General features: G+C 58.0%; 16 protein-coding genes. 5 read left to right on the top strand and 11 right to left on the bottom strand.

Features of this window, described 5'->3' with window-relative positions; genetic code table 11:
- Positions 1–8: 8 nt before the first annotated feature.
- The gene (locus tag Q8N04_00080) at positions 9–4,868 is read right to left on the bottom strand and encodes a multicopper oxidase domain-containing protein (protein ID MDP3089051.1); all 4,860 of its coding nucleotides are present in this window, start codon (positions 4,866–4,868) and stop codon (positions 9–11) included.
- 380 nt (positions 4,869–5,248) lie between these two features.
- On the opposite strand from Q8N04_00080, the gene Q8N04_00075 reads away from it, so the two are divergent.
- From Q8N04_00075 to Q8N04_00055, 5 genes are all read left to right on the top strand, one after another.
- A complete protein-coding gene (locus tag Q8N04_00075; GenBank protein MDP3089050.1) occupies positions 5,249–6,322 on the top strand; it encodes a sensor histidine kinase in 1,074 nt (357 codons plus the stop codon).
- Positions 6,319–6,954, top strand: coding sequence for a response regulator transcription factor (locus Q8N04_00070; GenBank protein ID MDP3089049.1), 636 nt, complete (start codon positions 6,319–6,321; stop codon positions 6,952–6,954). Before Q8N04_00075 ends, Q8N04_00070 begins: the two co-directional genes overlap by 4 nt.
- Positions 6,955–7,082: 128 nt before the next feature.
- Complete coding sequence (locus Q8N04_00065; protein ID MDP3089048.1) at positions 7,083–7,502, top strand: response regulator; 420 nt, start codon at positions 7,083–7,085, stop codon at positions 7,500–7,502.
- Positions 7,503–7,824: 322 nt separating this feature from the next.
- Positions 7,825–9,648: an APC family permease gene (locus tag Q8N04_00060; protein MDP3089047.1), complete on the top strand. Its 1,824-nt coding sequence runs from the start codon at positions 7,825–7,827 to the stop codon at positions 9,646–9,648.
- 23 nt (positions 9,649–9,671) lie between these two features.
- The gene (locus tag Q8N04_00055; protein MDP3089046.1) at positions 9,672–10,775 is read left to right on the top strand and encodes a PKD domain-containing protein; all 1,104 of its coding nucleotides are present in this window, start codon (positions 9,672–9,674) and stop codon (positions 10,773–10,775) included.
- A gap of 155 nt (positions 10,776–10,930) precedes the next feature.
- Here Q8N04_00055 and Q8N04_00050 read toward each other — a convergent pair whose 3' ends face one another.
- The 10 genes from Q8N04_00050 to Q8N04_00005 form a co-directional block, all read right to left on the bottom strand.
- Positions 10,931–11,128, bottom strand: a complete 198-nt coding sequence (locus tag Q8N04_00050) for a DUF2283 domain-containing protein (GenBank protein MDP3089045.1) — start codon at positions 11,126–11,128, stop codon at positions 10,931–10,933.
- Positions 11,125–11,361, bottom strand: coding sequence for a hypothetical protein (locus Q8N04_00045; GenBank protein ID MDP3089044.1), 237 nt, complete (start codon positions 11,359–11,361; stop codon positions 11,125–11,127). The genes Q8N04_00050 and Q8N04_00045 overlap by 4 nt, the downstream gene beginning before the upstream one ends.
- A 159-nt stretch (positions 11,362–11,520) precedes the next feature.
- On the bottom strand, positions 11,521–11,643 hold the full coding sequence (locus Q8N04_00040; protein MDP3089043.1) for a hypothetical protein: 123 nt from the start codon (positions 11,641–11,643) through the stop codon (positions 11,521–11,523).
- A gap of 644 nt (positions 11,644–12,287) precedes the next feature.
- Entirely contained in the window at positions 12,288–12,773 is a 486-nt protein-coding gene (locus tag Q8N04_00035) for a hypothetical protein (GenBank protein MDP3089042.1), read from the bottom strand.
- 85 nt (positions 12,774–12,858) lie between these two features.
- The gene (locus Q8N04_00030; protein MDP3089041.1) at positions 12,859–13,131 is read right to left on the bottom strand and encodes a hypothetical protein; all 273 of its coding nucleotides are present in this window, start codon (positions 13,129–13,131) and stop codon (positions 12,859–12,861) included.
- Positions 13,132–13,256: 125 nt separating this feature from the next.
- On the bottom strand, positions 13,257–13,559 hold the full coding sequence (locus Q8N04_00025) for a hypothetical protein (GenBank protein ID MDP3089040.1): 303 nt from the start codon (positions 13,557–13,559) through the stop codon (positions 13,257–13,259).
- A gap of 234 nt (positions 13,560–13,793) precedes the next feature.
- Positions 13,794–14,105 carry a hypothetical protein gene (locus Q8N04_00020; GenBank protein MDP3089039.1) on the bottom strand — a complete coding sequence of 104 codons (312 nt, stop codon included), beginning with the start codon at positions 14,103–14,105 and terminating at the stop codon, positions 13,794–13,796.
- A 3-nt stretch (positions 14,106–14,108) separates the two neighbouring features.
- On the bottom strand, positions 14,109–14,537 hold the full coding sequence (locus tag Q8N04_00015; GenBank protein ID MDP3089038.1) for a DUF4440 domain-containing protein: 429 nt from the start codon (positions 14,535–14,537) through the stop codon (positions 14,109–14,111).
- Between the two features lie 143 nt (positions 14,538–14,680).
- Positions 14,681–15,181, bottom strand: a complete 501-nt coding sequence (locus tag Q8N04_00010; protein MDP3089037.1) for a VOC family protein — start codon at positions 15,179–15,181, stop codon at positions 14,681–14,683.
- Between the two features lie 365 nt (positions 15,182–15,546).
- Positions 15,547–15,910: helix-turn-helix domain-containing protein (locus Q8N04_00005; GenBank protein MDP3089036.1), on the bottom strand; the 364-nt coding region annotated here is incomplete at its 5' end.

The following is a 15,910-nucleotide window of genomic DNA, read 5'->3' as shown; positions in this document are numbered from 1 at the left end:
AAAAGAGGTTACTTCGCTGCGACCGGGATCACCTGCATCGGCTGTCCAACCGATGCACTCTTCATCCCGGCGCCAGTCCCGTGCAGCGGCAACAACCGCTGGTCACCGGACGGCAACACCCGCACATAGCCCCACTGGCCGGACTGCGAGTACGGCAACCGCTGGTTGCTGTATACGTAGTCGCCTGGCTGACGGTACGGACCGCCTGCCGAGGGGATAAAGGCATCAATCGTCTCGGAACCGGAGAACTCCACGACACTGATCTGGTCAGCGCCGCGCATGAACGGCTCAATCGGCCACTCATGCTTTTCCACGCTGAACATCCCGTTCTGTTCGTTGCTCACACCCAGAATGTGAATCCGGACAGGATCGCCCGCATGCGCCTCAATGAGAGGCGTTGCCGGATCCTCAGGCTTGTCGGCTTTGCAAGGCTGGAACACCTTGCCCAACGAACACCCCTGCTCTTCCCGGAACTTGTAGGGTTCGGACCGATAGTTCACACCGGTCAAACCGGCCACATTTTGCACATAAGGCATGAAGCTCGTGCCGATGATGTTGTCTTCGTCCTGGAAGAACAACGCCACGTCACGATAGTTCGGCCGATTCTCCATCCCGGGCATCGAGTGATCGAGGATCACGTCGGCCGCCCAGGCATTTTTGGTCGAGAGGTCGGCACCGGTCTTCGGATCGCGATACTTCGCACCCTTCGGACCCACCACAATGGCGCCGAACAGCCCGTTGCGCGGATTGGTCATCACATTGCCCCAATCCCAGACCAACGAGGTCGTTTCACCGTTAAAGGGATCCGCATAGTACGTATAGGTCCGCTCGGCGCCCGGAGCGATCGTCTGATCGCCGGGGTTATTGCCGATATTGGCGCCCATCGATTCCTTCGGATCGAAGGCCAAGCCGATGGCCGAGAAGGACGCCTTGCTTTCCTTCATCTTGTTCTTCAGGTTCACTTTCACGCAATCACCGACGTTGACACGAAGAGTCAGCGGCATCGGCTGCGCGCCGCTTGCCACCTTGGCGGTATCTTCTTCCAAGGCAAAGATCTTCGCGTCGGGATTGGTCATGAGAATCTTGCGCTCGAAGTCCACTTCGATGGTCTCAGGCGCCTTCGCGTTGAACTTCATGGATGGGAAATCCAATGCGACCACGTTGAACGACTTCACCGGAGCATCAGCCGGACAGACCGGCAATGCCTTCGGGATTTCGCCCTTGCCGGAGAAGCCCGACGTGAGCTTCTTCAGATCGGCCTGTTCCTTGTCATAGACACGAATGATGCCCCAGCCGCCTTCGGAGAACTTTGAAGACCGGCCGTTGAAGTGAATGTAGTCGCCCGCCTGGAAACGCGATCCACCGGCTTGCGGCACCACGAGGTCGTAGCGCTCGGCAATCCCGATATGAATCGAATTCTTCCGGTTGGCGTCACCCGCATAGCGCTCCGTCAAGAACGTGTGGCCGGACAAGGTCCAAACCATCGACTCGTTCATGAGGGTATGGAGGAGACGGAACACCATCGTGTCTCCCACATAGGCCCGCAGGGTCGGCGTATAGGGATCGCCGTGGATGCTGCTGTTGAAGATCTGCGACGAATCCGGATTGGTCGCCAACCGCTGCGCGATGGGACCGGCCCGGAAGTTCAGACCGCTGCCGGTGGTGTGCGTACCACCGTTCAGGAACGGCATCGGCGTCATGTAGATCTTTTCCGGCATCATGAACGACACGGTCTTTCCGGCCTCGAGCGCCACTTCGATCGGCTGCCCGGGAGGATTGCCCGCGGTCACGACGTTGACGGTGTGGGGCACGGTGTCGTGCACTTGCACCATCAATTCACGGAAGCTGTTGTTCACGCCATGACCCACCGGCTCGACGGTCCGGATGTCGGCGATGGGGCCGCTCCGGATGTCCTTGCCGCTCTTCGGATCATGATAGGTCGAACCGACCGGCTCGGCGATGAAGGTGCCGAACCCGCCGTGCGGCCAGGTGGTCGCACCGAACGCATGGTCGTGCCAGAACACGGTTCCCACGTCCGCATCGACCCAGAACCGCTGCCGGACGAATTCCACCGTGATGATGTCGTTCGCCGGATGGTCGTTCTTCAAGCCCCTCGCCAAAACGATCTGGTTGCCGTTGATCGCCTTGATGCGGGAGATTTCATTGCCCTTCACGTTGTCGGCGCCCACCATGATGAGCGTCCCGACATGGTACTGCTTGGCGTTCTTCACGGAGAGGCTGGTCGCGCCCTTCTTGACCGCGCCCGTCAACACCGTGTTCATCGGGGCCGGAAGGCCCTTCTTGTTCTTCTTCTCCAGCATCGTGAACGGGCGGACCGACTGCTCGTACGAGAAGCCGGTGATGACGCCGTCCGACGCCTGGTTGTCGAACTGCAGGAAATGCCAGTGCGTGTTGATCTTCGAGGACTGGAAGTTCGTGTAGTCGTCGTCGTCCCACTCGCTGGTCAGCGTCCAGTCCAAGCAATCATAGATATTGCCGCGGACCACCAACGGATACTTCAGATCGTCGTTGGCGCGGACTGCCGCTTCTTCTTCATGGAGCACATAGATCAAGCCGTTCGGATCGATGACCGGCGGCTCTTTCCCTTGCGCCTTTGCAATCTTGATCGGCATCTTCACGAAGTGGACGTTGTAGCTCTTCCGTCCGGCATTCTCCGGGCAGAGGCTCCACACGCCGTTTTCACCGGGAAGCGCCTGATCGACACTCTCTTCACCGTTGGCATCCCGGCGGATCATTTCCAGCCAGGGCGCGCCGACGTGGTTCGGCGAGAACATCACGCGCCGACCGAAATGCGGCGTGAGATGCGGCCACGCCACCTTGCCGGTCAACGGCTCGAACATGATCGGATGCCGCTTGCCCGGATGCGTGGACTTGTACTTGGGATTGTCGATCTCGCTTTCCTTTTCGCTCATCGCCACGTTGCCGTTCCACGCCCAATCGAGGACGGTGGCATCGTACGACTGAGTCTGGCCCTTCTCATCATCTTTGTGGCCAGGCTTACCCATCGTGGGCATCTGCATGGCAACCCAATCCTTGATATTGATGACGGCCGGGTTACCCTTCCAATTGCTCTTCCCCTTATCGGTGATCGTGAACTGCTTGCCGAACCAGTCCACAGTCTGACCGATCAGCTTGTCGGAAGCGATCGGAGTCTTGATCCGGCCCTTGCGATCCGGCAACTCACGGAGATCCGGCATCACGTCGTTCCGCAGATCACCCTGTTGGATCGTGTTGTACACGCGCCAGTAGCCCCACATGCCTGCGACATAGTGGTGTGCCACGTGGCAATGGAACAAGAAGTCGCCCGCCAACTGCTGGCAGAGACCGGAACCGCACTCGGTTTCCAGGTCGAGGGCTTCTGACGGCCCGATGACTTCCACGTCGACACGATCGGTCTTGGCACGAATGACCGGGTACTTGACCGGGCCGTTAGTGCTGGTCGCCCAGAGGTTCATGTCATCGATTGCCCGCGGGCTGCGCGGCCACCGGATCGTGCCTCCGTGCGGATGGTGGCTGTGGAACACTTCCGATCCACCGTGCACCAGGCGGAACTTGGCCGGGTCACCGATGTAGGAACGAGGAATCGTCGGCGACGGGTCGCCGAACGTATAGGAGCTGTAGCCCATCGACTCGTCTTCAAAGCCGAAGTACTCATGCTGCACGTGCATGTTGTTGATGCCGAACGGCTCGCTGCGATAGTTGATCGCGCGGCCACCGGGACGATAGGCGTCCGTCAACGGATCGCGCTGCGGGAGGAAGTCGCCCTTCTTATTCAAGGGGCGGAACGCTTCATCGCCGACTTCATGGTAGTAGAGGACGAACTCGCGGAAGTCCGGACCCGTCCCGTTCTTGATCATGACCTGCCAGCCGCTGGAGGCCGGAGTCGCATCGCCGCTGCCGAGCGCTTCCCAATAGGACGAGCCGCGGGGCTCCACGACGAAGGAACCGAACATGCCCATGACGGTCAGCTCGCGATCGTTGCTGAACGTATGGAACTGACGGACACCTTCCTGGGTGTTCGGGTGGATATACCACTCGTAATCGCCGCTCTTGTCCTTGGCGACAATCGTATCCGAGTTGGTCGTGGTGGCGGCGGCGCCCGTCGCGCTCACCACCATGGAGGACCCATGGATATGAAGGCTGACTTCTTCGCCGCCTTCGAGCTTGTTGCTCAGCTTGATCTTGACGCAATCGCCCTGGTTGGCGCGGATGGTCAACGGTTGAATCCACTGGGCCTGCACGCCGGGAATGATGGCTCCGGGATCGAACCCTTCCTTGTCGCGCGCGGCCTTATTCGTCGCTTCTTCCGCGCGGACCTTGTCCAGGTTCTCATCCAGCACGTACATGTAGCCGGGATAAAAATCGAGCCACTGATTCAGCGTGATCTCGACGTTGATCGCAGATACGTTGTACTGCTTCACCGGGGCGGTTGCGGGGCACTTGCCGCCGCCCACCATCGCCACCGGCTCAATGCGGGGATCGGACACCAACAACATGTCCTGTCCGCCCGCTCCGTATTGGTGCATCATCGACTGGGTGTTGTACATACCGGTGTTGACGCCCTGAACCTGCGGATCATGGTTCATGTGTTCCATGATGCGCTGGTGCTGCTGCTCGACCATCGAGGACCGCTCGCCCCTTCCGGACATGGCGTCTTCGACGATTGTCTGACCTTTGAGTTGCTCCGCCCAGGCGGGGAGCTGGTGAGTCATCGCGACTTTCGGAGCCGCATGACCTGCGGGAGTGACAGTCTCGGCTGATGCCAGCGGCGCCCACAATAGGGCTACCGCTGCCATGGCGCCAAGCATACGGGTAGGCACACATACCCGTGGCGTGTGAGATAACATGGACCGGCCTCCTTGTTATTATGATGAACCTATGTAAAACAGGACCAGAGAACCAAAATACACACAAAACGGTAACGAAAAATTTCGTATCTCGGACGAAAGTGACTCGTCCGCCTAAAGGAGGCCGCACGATACTGAACTCCCGATTCTCTGTCAACCCCCTTGGACAGTTCAGCGATCAAAATGGGGCCGATTGCCTCACCTGCTCTTCATTTCCACTGCCCGTACCGTTCGGAATCTATCCCCCCTCTTCCCCTCCACCGTTTCCTGCAGTCGATCTACCTCACGCCTACTTGCTGCGCCGCCCGTCACCCTCGCATAATGCGTTGCGATCCACGGACTTCCACGCCCACTGACCCCGGTAGGACAGACAGAATGTCATGACGCCGCAGCTGCTTCACGTTCTAATCATTGGGGGCAGCCTTGCGCTCTTTGGCCTCGATCTCTTACTGCCATTGGGAGTCGCGAACGCCGTGCTCTATGCAGGCGTAGTATTTCTTGCCGCACTCAGCCCGTCACCCCGGCTTCCCATCGTGACCGCCGCGGGATGCTCTGCCCTCGCCATCGTCGGCGCGTGGCTCAGCCCATCGATTCCAGGGGTCCCTCTGTGGGTGGCCCTGTCGAACCGGACCTTCAGCCTAGTCGCCATATGGGCGCCAATCCTGTTCCTCGCCCAACGCCGGCAGACGGAAACACTGCTCCGGCGCGTCAATGAATCGCTGGAAACCCGGGTGCAGAGCCGTACGGCTGAAATTGCCGCAAAGGAGCTGGCACTTCGCCAGACGCAGGAAGAACTGCGCGCCCTGACCAGCCGCCTCCTGACCGTGCAGGACGAAGAACGGCGGCGCATTGCGCACGACTTACATGACGATATCAATCAGCGGCTCGCGATGCTGGCCCTCGGTCTTCGGACGCTGGAACAGCCTGAACACACCCTGCCCGAATCGGTCCGCACCACCCTGCATCAAAACCAGGAGGACATTCTTACCCTCTCGAACGACGTCCGACACATGGCTTATCGCTTTCACCCCTCGATATTGGACGATCTCGGCCTGGACGCGGCACTGCAGCGTCTGCTCGACGACTTTACCCACCGAACGAGGATCAAGACCTTGCTCGTCAATCCTCCATTCAGCACCTCGCCGTCCAAAGCGATTGCCACAGCCGTCTACCGAATCGTCCAGGAATGCCTCTCGAATATCACCCGCCATGCCAAGGCCACGTGCGTGGAAGTGGAACTCTTCAGCAGCGGGCGAGAGCTCGATCTCACGGTTCGCGATAATGGCGTCGGGTTCGAGGTCGATGCCGCCCAACACGAACGACAGGGCCTCGGCCTCTTCAACCTACGCGAGCGGGCACTGGCATTGTGCGGAACGTCTCGCGTACAGTCTCAGCCAGGGCAAGGCACAGAGATCCACGTGCACCTCCCGTTGTCCGAGCCTCTTTCTCCATGAAGAAACCGACTGTCATCCTCGCCGACGACCACACGCTGGTACTCGAGGGCTTTCGTCGCCTCCTCGAAACCCACTGCGAACTCCTGGCGACCGTCGGAGATGGACAGGCCCTCTTGCAGGCCGTGGCGCAGCATCGTCCCGATATCGTCATCCTGGACATTTCTATGCCGGTGATGAACGGCATCGAAGCGGCCCGCGCCCTAAAGTCCAAGTTTCCCTCGACGAAGCTAGTGTTTGTGACGATGCATGCGGATCCCGCCTACGTTCGCGCGGCCTTTCAAGCCGGGGCCTGCGGCTATCTCCTCAAGCAATCTCTGGGCGCCGAATTGACTCAGGCCCTCCACACCGTGCTGCGGGGACAGCCCTATGTGACCCCACTGATTGCCAAAGATGTGGTCGACGGCGCGCTGAGCCATGACCAACCGCCTCTCGTTGAACTGACCGCGCGACAGCAGGAAGTCTTGCAGCTCATTGTTGACGGCCATTCAGCGAAAGATATCGCCAGCAAACTGAATATTTCGCATCGAACGGTCGAGTTCCACAAAGCCCAACTCATGCAACAACTGGGTCTTCATAGCACCGTTGAACTGATTAAGTTTGCTCTGACAAACGGGCTGGCACGCCTGTCGTAGACGATATCTGCCCCCAGCCTCCTTGGTAATTTTCCCCCGGCACCCTCGTAGTCTTACTGGTGCCATCCCCCCGTTTTCCTTCTATAGTTCCTCCCTCGTGACAGGCCGAAACCGAGGGAGCCGGGATCGTGACATCACCCATTCGCCCCGCCATGATTATCGGTGATTCATCGCGCGCTATGCTGGCCCTCACAGAGGCCTTGGTGAATAGCGCCTTTGACGTGGTCGCCAGCGTGATGGACAGCGAATCACTAGTGCTGGCCGCACACCATTACAAGCCGGCTCTGGCCCTCCTCGATTTCACGCCCTCGTTCGGGGACGCCTTAGCCGCAAGTCGGCAGCTCTCCCGGGAACTCCCGGCAACCAAGATCGTCTTCTTTTCAACCCATGACGACACTGCCTATGCCGAGGCCGCTTTTGAGGCAGGGGCCTCGGGCTTTCTTGTCAAACAACGGACCAGTGACCTGACCAGCCTGCTGACCCGAATCCTGCGCGGCGAACGGATTCAGCACCCTGCAACGCTCCCAACCCTTTCACGTCAGCAGTGATCACGATCCCTGAAGAGTGAGCAAGCCCATCATGCCTGAGCCCCCCACTCGAATTGTCCCCATGTGCGAGCTCTGCCGACGAGTCTATGACCACAGTACTGACGCCGGCCATACAAGCGTCTGGACCCAGCTCCAGGCCTACGTCACCCGACACAACCTCCATGCCAAGTAGGTCGTCTTTGCTCAGTCCCATTGCGAGGACTGTCGAGACGGCTACGCCCTCGGAGCGACTTACGGCCAGCCATAGCTCTCGGCCTCGGCCTTCAACCAGCCCGCCCCCGCGTCTTTTCCTTCCTCCTGCCGGTTGTGCGATAATGCGCGCATGCTCTGGAAACGTTGGCTGGTCGGCGATCCTCTGAAGACAGCGCAAGCGGCGCACGAACGGCTCTCGAAAACGCTCGCACTGGCCGTCTTTTCATCGGACGCCCTCTCATCCGTAGCTTACGCGACCGAAGAGATTCTCCTCGTCTTGGTGCCGGTCAGTATCGCGCTGGCCCATCTTTCAATCCCGATCAGTCTGATGATCGTGCTCCTGCTGGCAATCCTGACGCTGTCATACTCACAAATCATCTTCGAGTACCCCGGAGGCGGCGGCGCCTATATTGTTTCGAAATCGAACCTGGGCGAGTGGCCAGGATTGACCGCGGCAGCCTCGCTGATGATCGATTATGTCCTCACGGTCGCCGTCAGCGTAGCCGCAGGCATCGCCGCGATCACGTCCGCGTTCCCCAGCCTGTTCCCCCATCGTACGGCACTGGGCGTCTTTGCCATCACGATGGTCCTGCTGGTAAATCTCCGCGGGGTGCGGGAATCGGGAAAGTTCTTCGCGATTCCCACCTATCTGTTCATCGGAACCCTCGTGCTCATGCTGGGCATCGGCGGCATCCAACTGCTTTCCGGCCACCTCACCCCGGTGGTCGCGCCTGACCTCGCCGGGCAAACAGCCGTCGAATCGCTGTCGATTTTCCTGCTTCTCCGTGCCTTCTCTTCCGGATGTACCGCACTGACCGGCGTCGAGGTGATTTCAAATGGCGTCTCCGCATTTCGGGCTCCCGAACCCAAGAATGCCGCCATCACGATGGTCACAATGGCGGTCGTGCTCGGGACGCTCTTTATGGGAATCAGCACGTTGGCCTATCATCTCGGCGTGATCCCCAAAGAGGACGAGACCGTCATCTCACAAGTCGCCCGCGCCATCTTCGGCGACGGTGCGTTTTACTATTTGGTTCAAGCCGCAACCATGACCATTTTGATTCTGGCTGCGAACAGCGCCTTTGCGGGCTTCCCCCGCCTCGCCTCGCTACTGGCGCGGGACAGTTTCATGCCGCACCAGATGGCCGTCATGGGCGATCGCCTGGTCTTTTCAAATGGGGTCATCATCCTGGGCGTCCTCTCCTGCTTTTTGATTGTGCTGTTTCAGGGCGACACCCATGCCTTGATTCCGCTGTATGCCGTCGGCGTATTTCTCTCCTTCACGCTTTCTCAAGCCGGGATGGTTCGACGCTGGCTCATCAAGCGGGGACCCCATTGGCAAACGAAACTCGCCATCAATGGCATCGGCGCCATCGCCACCGCCATCGCCACCCTCATCATTGCCAGCACTAAATTCTCGCACGGGGCCTGGATTGTCATCGTACTCATTCCGCTCTTTATTCTGATGTTCCGCGGCATCCGTTCACACTACAAAGCCGTGTCGGAACAAATTACCCTGGACCGCCGGGGAGCCCGGCCTCCCATGCCGCGTCGCAATATCGTGGTGCTCCCCATCAGCGGCGTGAACCGCGCCGTCGTGCGCGCCGTCGACTATGCCCGCAGCCGTCCCGGAGAAGTGCGGGCCGTGCTCGTCGACCTCGACCCCGAAGAAACCGCCAAGATTGAAATCCAGTGGGCCCAATGGGGGTGCGGCGTGCACCTCATCGCCCTCCCCTCTCCCTATCGTTCCGTCCTCGGATCCCTGCTCGACTACATCGAAGAAATTCTCGAAAAGGAACCGGATACCTGGGTCACTGTGGTGATCCCCGAAATTCTCCCCGCCCGCTGGTGGCAAAATATCCTGCATAATCAGCGAGCCTTGATGCTCAAAGCCGCGCTGCTGTTCAAAGATCGAGTCGTCTTAACCGACGTGCCGTTCCACCTGACGAGGTGACCGTGGGGCGTGAGACCTTAGACGTGAAACGTGAAATGAGCGGGCTAGCCGTCTCATTCTTCGCGCTCATCCTGCTCATCAGCGCACAGTCAGGACAGGCATGGGCCTTCAAGATTCAATCTCCTGCCGACGGCGCCACGCTGAAATCCGGTCAAGCCGTCACCGTCACAGTTGATCTGGGTGCAGATAGCGGCATCGTGAAGGTCCGTTACTACTGGTACGGAGAACAAGCCGAGACCCTTGTACAACAAGACGACTCCGACGCCTCGATCATGCCTCAGCAAGACAAGCTGAGCGACGATCGCTTCTCCCGGAAAGACAGTATCTCCGACGCCCCGGTGGTCGCCGTCGCCGCCCTCTCCTCCAGTTCGGACCAAACGCCGCCGTTCGGCGGTTCCCTGAAAGTTCCGCAGGAAGCGATCGGACCGATGCGCCTGCTGGCCGTCGCAGAAATTTCACGCGGACGTTTGGGAACTCGCACCGTGTTCGACGAAGTCATTGTGAAGGTCGAGCCGGAAGCGGCCCTGCAGACGATCGACTTCGAGACGGACAAGCCGCTGCAACTGGGACGCACAGGGCAGTCATCGGCCTTCGGCCATGTCGATTCGCTGGGCAAGGTGTTTGAACTCCCCGTCGTCGGCGAGTTCGCCGACGGGATCGTGCGGCCGCTCGCCTCACCGGCCAGCGGCACGAGCTACCTGAGCGCCAACCCCGCCGTCATCAAGGTCCTGAGCGGTGGGATTCTGCAGATCGTCGGCAACGGCAAAACAATTCTAACCGTGACCAATCGCGGCAAGCAGGCATCGCTCGACATCCATGTGACCGTGAACGACGATCCGAATGAACCGCCGGTCGCTGATGCAGGCAAGAACAAAACGGTGAAGGCTGGAACGAAAGTGAAGCTGAGCGGGTTGAACAGCCGCGATGCGGAAGGCGAAGCGCTCTACTATTCGTGGAGCCAGATCCGCGGCAGCAAAGTACCTCTCCTGGATGTGAACGGCCCCGAAGCCTCCTTCCAAGCTCCCCACGTCTCTGAACCACGCACCTATCGATTCAAGTTACGCGTGACGGATAAGAAGGGGGCAGATAGCCTGCCGGCGTTTGTTGATGTGGTGGTCGAGCCGTAAAGACCATGACGTGTGATGAGTGATACGTGACGAGCAAGAAATAGAGCTGACTCCTGCGGCCTTGCTGGATGGCCTTTTTGAGCGCCCTAGAATCAGGCCTTTTCTAGTTGCTGGAAGGGCCCGACCGTCAGGCTCGACCGCCTCCCCCTTCCTGCTTAAGCTGCAATCTGCTCGAAAGAGAAATGAGGAATATCCGCGCGATCCCGGGCATGCTCGATCGTCATCGCGCAGATATTGCCTTCCTTATCCAGATCGAGTTGGGTGTTTTCATCCAAATCTCTCGTCTCAGCGACCTCAGCAGATCGAAACTCGATATGGAGGGTATCGGTGTCTTGAAAGTACTTGATGGTCATAGCTTAAATCTCCGGTCAAAGAACACATTATGCACCGTCTCACGATCCGGCAGCAAAACCACTCGCAAAAATCGGTTTTCCATCTCTTCAATCGGCGCCCAGCGCCGAATACGTCCATCCTGCTGCACCATTTCCTTTACGGGGCTCTTAATCACCCGCTCGATCCATTCATCACGAATGACAGCACGGTCAGGCCGTTGACGAATGAACTCGAAGTACCTGGTGCACTTCACTGTATTCTCTTTACCTTAGGCCTTCGACATAGCGATCTGGCGGCAAGCTGACGAGCTGAATGACTCTCTTATATCAAGATTTGACCCGAGAGACCAGGCTATGCGAACCCTCCGGCCGGCTCACGCATCACATCATCATGTGGAATGACATGCCCGGCATTAACGGCCTCTTGACCCGGCCATGATCTTTTGGAGCGCGTACAAGTGATACTGAATGTCTTCGAGCGTGGCTTCTCCCAGCAACGGCCCGAGCAGCTTGAGAACAACGGCATTGTCTCCCATAGGGCACCTCCATCGATGCCCCTTAAGCTAAAACCATGCCGCTAATTTATACGCCCACAACTCACCGGTTACACATTACTGAGACGGTCACTAAATAGTGCGTGCTTGGCTCCTTGCAATGCCTATAAACCAAGGCATTTTGCTATTTTACCAGTGGCGAATTGCGCACTCTTTCATGGTCGGATCAGTAAGCCAATCATTTCACAGCGCCAATGCCTTCCTTCCTCGCCCCAACGGTGTCAGAGCCAAGAACGCATCGGTTCAAACTCCGTGCAACCGATAAGAAGGGCGCAGATAGCCTGCCGGCGTTTGTTGATGTGACAGTGGAGCCGTAAAGACCGTGACGTGTGATGAGTGGTACGTGACGAGTAAGAAACAGAACTGACTCCTGCGGCCTTGCTTGGGACCTGGCGCGTCTCGGTGCGCCAGGGTTGGGCGGGTGAGATGTCTGGCGTTTTTGAGCAGCCTCGAATGAAGCCCTCCCGATACTTTTTTCTTCCCTCCTACCGACTCAGGTTGCTCGCGTGGCGCGAAAAACTTTTCTCGATAAATTTTATGAGGCCGAACGACGTGCATAAGCCGCGAGCAAAGAGCATCGCTCTTTGCGAGTCGGGCGACCAACGGAAGCGAACTTGATGCGTTTGTTATGCATTTCGACGCTTCCGCTCTGCGAGGTCTCCATCTTTCGCCTCTGCTTTCACTTTTTCCCATTCTTCCTTTATCAGGAGCTGCGTTGTCGATGTAAGTTCTTCAAGTGCAGCCAATAGCTCTCTCCGCTTTGAAGAGTGTGTCAAATCTGGAATGGTTTTCAGAAAAGCAGCAATCTTTCGGTCGTATGTGTCGTCGGGGTTCAAGCGCAGTCGTATCACGTGCCGTAACCGATCCAGCTCTTTCAGTACTTCTGCTTCTTCCGGTTTGCCTTCGAGTTCTGACATGCACCAAGTGTGCGTAAGGCCGCAGAAGGAAGCCACATCTTGTCGAAGCTGTTCAATCCATTTGATGCGTTGGCCCGTAACTGTGTTGATGAAGCTGGTTTTTCTTGTAGTTCGATAAGCCTGAAGCAAATTCCATATGCCAAGGAGAAGAGTGACAGCTACTCCGACTGCCAAGACGTAGTCTTTCGCTTCCATATCTACTCCCGATCTACTGCATAACGTTGGCGGTAACCGGCCTGCTGGAGGCAGGTTCGGTTGACCGAAGGGTTAGGCAGATGAATCACTTGCAGCTGAATTGAACTTCAGCACCGGCGAACGAAGAGTAAGGCATATAAGGTTTCGCATCCGAGCTTTGTACTGACATTTGCTTTCCTTGCTTCGTACAGAATGCGGCGGCCTCTTTTAAAATTTCTACTTTCGTTGCGTTTCCGTTGTAAGCCCATGCATCTTCTTTTGCATAGACGTAGTTACCTCCACCGAGATCAACGATGCCTGAATTTGTTGCGCACCCAGACAGTGCCAGTGGGATAAATGCAGCAATAATAATTCGCATATTTACTCCTCGAAGATTGAGTTGCCTAACGTAGAGCTCAGCCGCGCCGAGGAAACGGAGCCTGCGAGGAGAGTGAACGCCGCCGGCGTTCACTCTCGGCTGAAGCGACGGGTTGGGCGGCAACGTTAATTGCCATGCTCGCTCGCGATCTGTAGCTGAGCCCCCGCAAATATTAGGACAAAAAGTAGTGTCAACGATACGAAGGTCCACTTCAGTGCCTTGTTGTCTCCGCGTGTGAGATTCCATGCAATACCCAGGATCAGCGGAATGATGCAGATGCCAAGGCTTCGGGCGAACGTTGCGATGCTAAGGCCATACTTCGGCAACATCGCCGCGACATTGATGAGATAGAGCACAAGCCAAAGCACGTTCGGCCAGGAGGTGAGTGCCTTGGGTTGGGGCTTATCGGGTTCAGAGATCGGTTCCATCGCTCCCTCCGTTCTGATTTATTGCCGCCCAACGCTCCAATGAAGCAATGGGGTCATTGCTTGAATTTGCACTTCGACAAATACTTTTTCGTACGGCCTCAGATCGATTTTGTTCAGACGACAACAATCACAGAGGTTGGAGCAGTACAAAGTCAAGCAACGCCCCCAACCGTTCATGCGCTGGCGCTTTTTGCCAGTCGGCTGGAACCGGCTGGTTAGATGGCGTTCGAGCTGTCAGCGGTACTTGTTGACCGCCGCTTCGATGGCACTGCTGGCCTTGGCTAGATCATCCGGCACCATCACTGGATGAATCTCGATGCTCGCATTGAACGCGAGGAACCACGGCTCGGCAATCGCTGGGATCTGAGAGGCGTCCCGCATTTCGAGGAAAAGAAAGGCCGTCCGTTGACCATTGTCGTCCGTGAAATAAACGGCCTCGGGCTTCAGATCCGCAAGTATAGACTGGATGGTTGTGCCGAGTTTTCCGGCCTTCGCCGCCGCGTTCCCGGCCTCGACAGGGATGTTCACTTTGACAAGAAATCGCATAGATCACCTCCCGGTGAATGGTGGATTGTTGCTGTTCCAGATGTCGCGGGCTATTTTCCAGGCACCGGCGGGTTGCCGTTCGTAGACAGTGATGTACTTCCCGATGTCCTGAATAGGCTCACCGCCGGCCTTGGGAGTCAGGTTGATTTTGTAAGTGCCCCTTTCAAACGCCCAGCCACCCGCCGCCCGAACTTCATCGACGAAGAGCGTGAACTGGACACGAAAAGGAGCCAAGAAGGCTTGCGACCACCCCCGGATGCGCTCGCTGCCGAGGTTGGCCGGAGCATTGGGGGGCATCTGCACGCCGTCGTCGGCAAAAGCCGCAACCCAAGCGTCCACGTCGCCATCGTTGAGTGCCGCGATATGCGCCTCGCGCACCTTGTTAATCGCCTCTACATCGGCCTGGTTTGTGCTTTGTGCTTGCTGACTCATCAGATTTTCTCCTAGATATGGGATTCGCTTCAGCCATCTAACCTGCCGCTCAGCCGCGAGCGGCAAACGCGACCTTCACCAAACCGCTATGCCTCGCGCCGCTCGTCGGCTGCAGCGGCTTGTTAGACCGCTGCCCGACTCTCTCAAAAGTTACCCGACTTCAGATTGCGCCGGAGCTCATGGCCTGCTTCGGTGGAACCGACAATCTCGGTTACGACGCCAATAACCCGACGCGTGTCGTAGTAGCCGACACGTAAGATGGGCAACCGGAAGCTCTGAATCTGGGGATAGCCCGAGGACTCCAGGTGAGCGGCCGCGGCGTCATAGTCCGCATCGTCCAGCCAGTACGCCACGTGCTGAACGGCGTCACCATGTCGATCAAGTGACTCCTGGTACATGCTGGCCCCCGAGACAGGCTGGATCAGTTCGATCTGGGTGTCTCCTGCGTAGGCGATGTGAAGGTTGCAGACCCAGTTCCCGGGCTTCCCGAGATAAGTGCCCTCGGTGTCCTTTGCGGCGAGGTTGTCCATGTGCATGAAGCGGCTGATTCCCATCGTTTCAACGAAGAACTTCTCGGCGGCCGCGAGGTCTCTGACGACCCAGGCAACTTGGCAGAACGCCGGAGCAAGTACTGGCTTTGTCATGTCTGGACTCCTGTGGTTTTGTATGTGCCGAAGCGGTCTAACGACCCAAAGAGCAGAGATGGGGTCATTGCTTGACTTTGCACCTCCCTCCCCCGAGACTCCGCGTTCATGGCTCGCCACCTTCGCGTGGAATACCCGAGCGTTCTCTCCCGCCTCACCACTCGTGGCAACGACCAGCAGACGATTGTTCATCACGAGACCGACCGGACGGATGTCTTGACCGGGCTCGGGCAGGAGATTCTGCCGCAGCGCTGGTGCAGTGCAACGTCAAGCAATGACCCCACCCGTGTTTTATGACCCCACCCGTGTTTTCAAGCCTAACGGCCCCGGCGGAGGACCATCCGCGGGGGTTGGGCCGTACCACTTCACGCAACGAGTTCTTGCAGAACTTCCGGATGGCGCTCGGCAACCTTGAAAAGGGTTTTTGCCGCCCCGGATGGTTCGCGACGGCCTTGCTCCCAGTCTTGAAGGGTGCGTACAGAAACTCCAAGCAGTGCGGCAAAGGCTGCCTGAGAAAGCCCGGATACCAAACGAGCGTGGGCGACTTCTGAAATTTCGGGACGATGGACGCGAGCACGGATACCGGCCTTCATTTCACGCACCGACGAGAGTAGCTCGGCGCCAATATTCACTTTGGGCTGACGACCGGTAGGTTTCTGTTGGGCTTTACGCATTTTCGATCTCCTCTTTGATTTGACGAAGTACATGCGCCGGGATGTTTTCACGCAT

This window comes from Nitrospira sp., assembly GCA_030692565.1.
GTDB lineage: Bacteria > Nitrospirota > Nitrospiria > Nitrospirales > Nitrospiraceae > Nitrospira_D.
This window is presented reverse-complemented; position numbering and strand designations above follow the sequence as displayed.

Excerpts from the sequence above, each read along its gene's own strand:
- Q8N04_00025 (MDP3089040.1), bottom strand. The coding sequence starts at position 13,559 with ATGGAACCGATCTCTGAACCCGATAAGCCCCAACCCAAGGCACTCACC.
- Q8N04_00070 (MDP3089049.1), top strand. The coding sequence starts at position 6,319 with ATGAAGAAACCGACTGTCATCCTCGCCGACGACCACACGCTGGTACTC.
- Q8N04_00030 (MDP3089041.1), bottom strand. The coding sequence starts at position 13,131 with ATGCGAATTATTATTGCTGCATTTATCCCACTGGCACTGTCTGGGTGC.
- Q8N04_00060 (MDP3089047.1), top strand. The coding sequence starts at position 7,825 with ATGCTCTGGAAACGTTGGCTGGTCGGCGATCCTCTGAAGACAGCGCAA.
- Q8N04_00010 (MDP3089037.1), bottom strand. The coding sequence starts at position 15,181 with ATGACAAAGCCAGTACTTGCTCCGGCGTTCTGCCAAGTTGCCTGGGTC.
- Q8N04_00020 (MDP3089039.1), bottom strand. The coding sequence starts at position 14,105 with ATGCGATTTCTTGTCAAAGTGAACATCCCTGTCGAGGCCGGGAACGCG.
- Q8N04_00075 (MDP3089050.1), top strand. The coding sequence starts at position 5,249 with ATGACGCCGCAGCTGCTTCACGTTCTAATCATTGGGGGCAGCCTTGCG.
- Q8N04_00050 (MDP3089045.1), bottom strand. The coding sequence starts at position 11,128 with ATGACCATCAAGTACTTTCAAGACACCGATACCCTCCATATCGAGTTT.
- Q8N04_00035 (MDP3089042.1), bottom strand. The coding sequence starts at position 12,773 with ATGGAAGCGAAAGACTACGTCTTGGCAGTCGGAGTAGCTGTCACTCTT.
- Q8N04_00080 (MDP3089051.1), bottom strand. The coding sequence starts at position 4,868 with ATGTTATCTCACACGCCACGGGTATGTGTGCCTACCCGTATGCTTGGC.
- Q8N04_00040 (MDP3089043.1), bottom strand. The coding sequence starts at position 11,643 with ATGGGAGACAATGCCGTTGTTCTCAAGCTGCTCGGGCCGTTGCTGGGA.
- Q8N04_00015 (MDP3089038.1), bottom strand. The coding sequence starts at position 14,537 with ATGAGTCAGCAAGCACAAAGCACAAACCAGGCCGATGTAGAGGCGATT.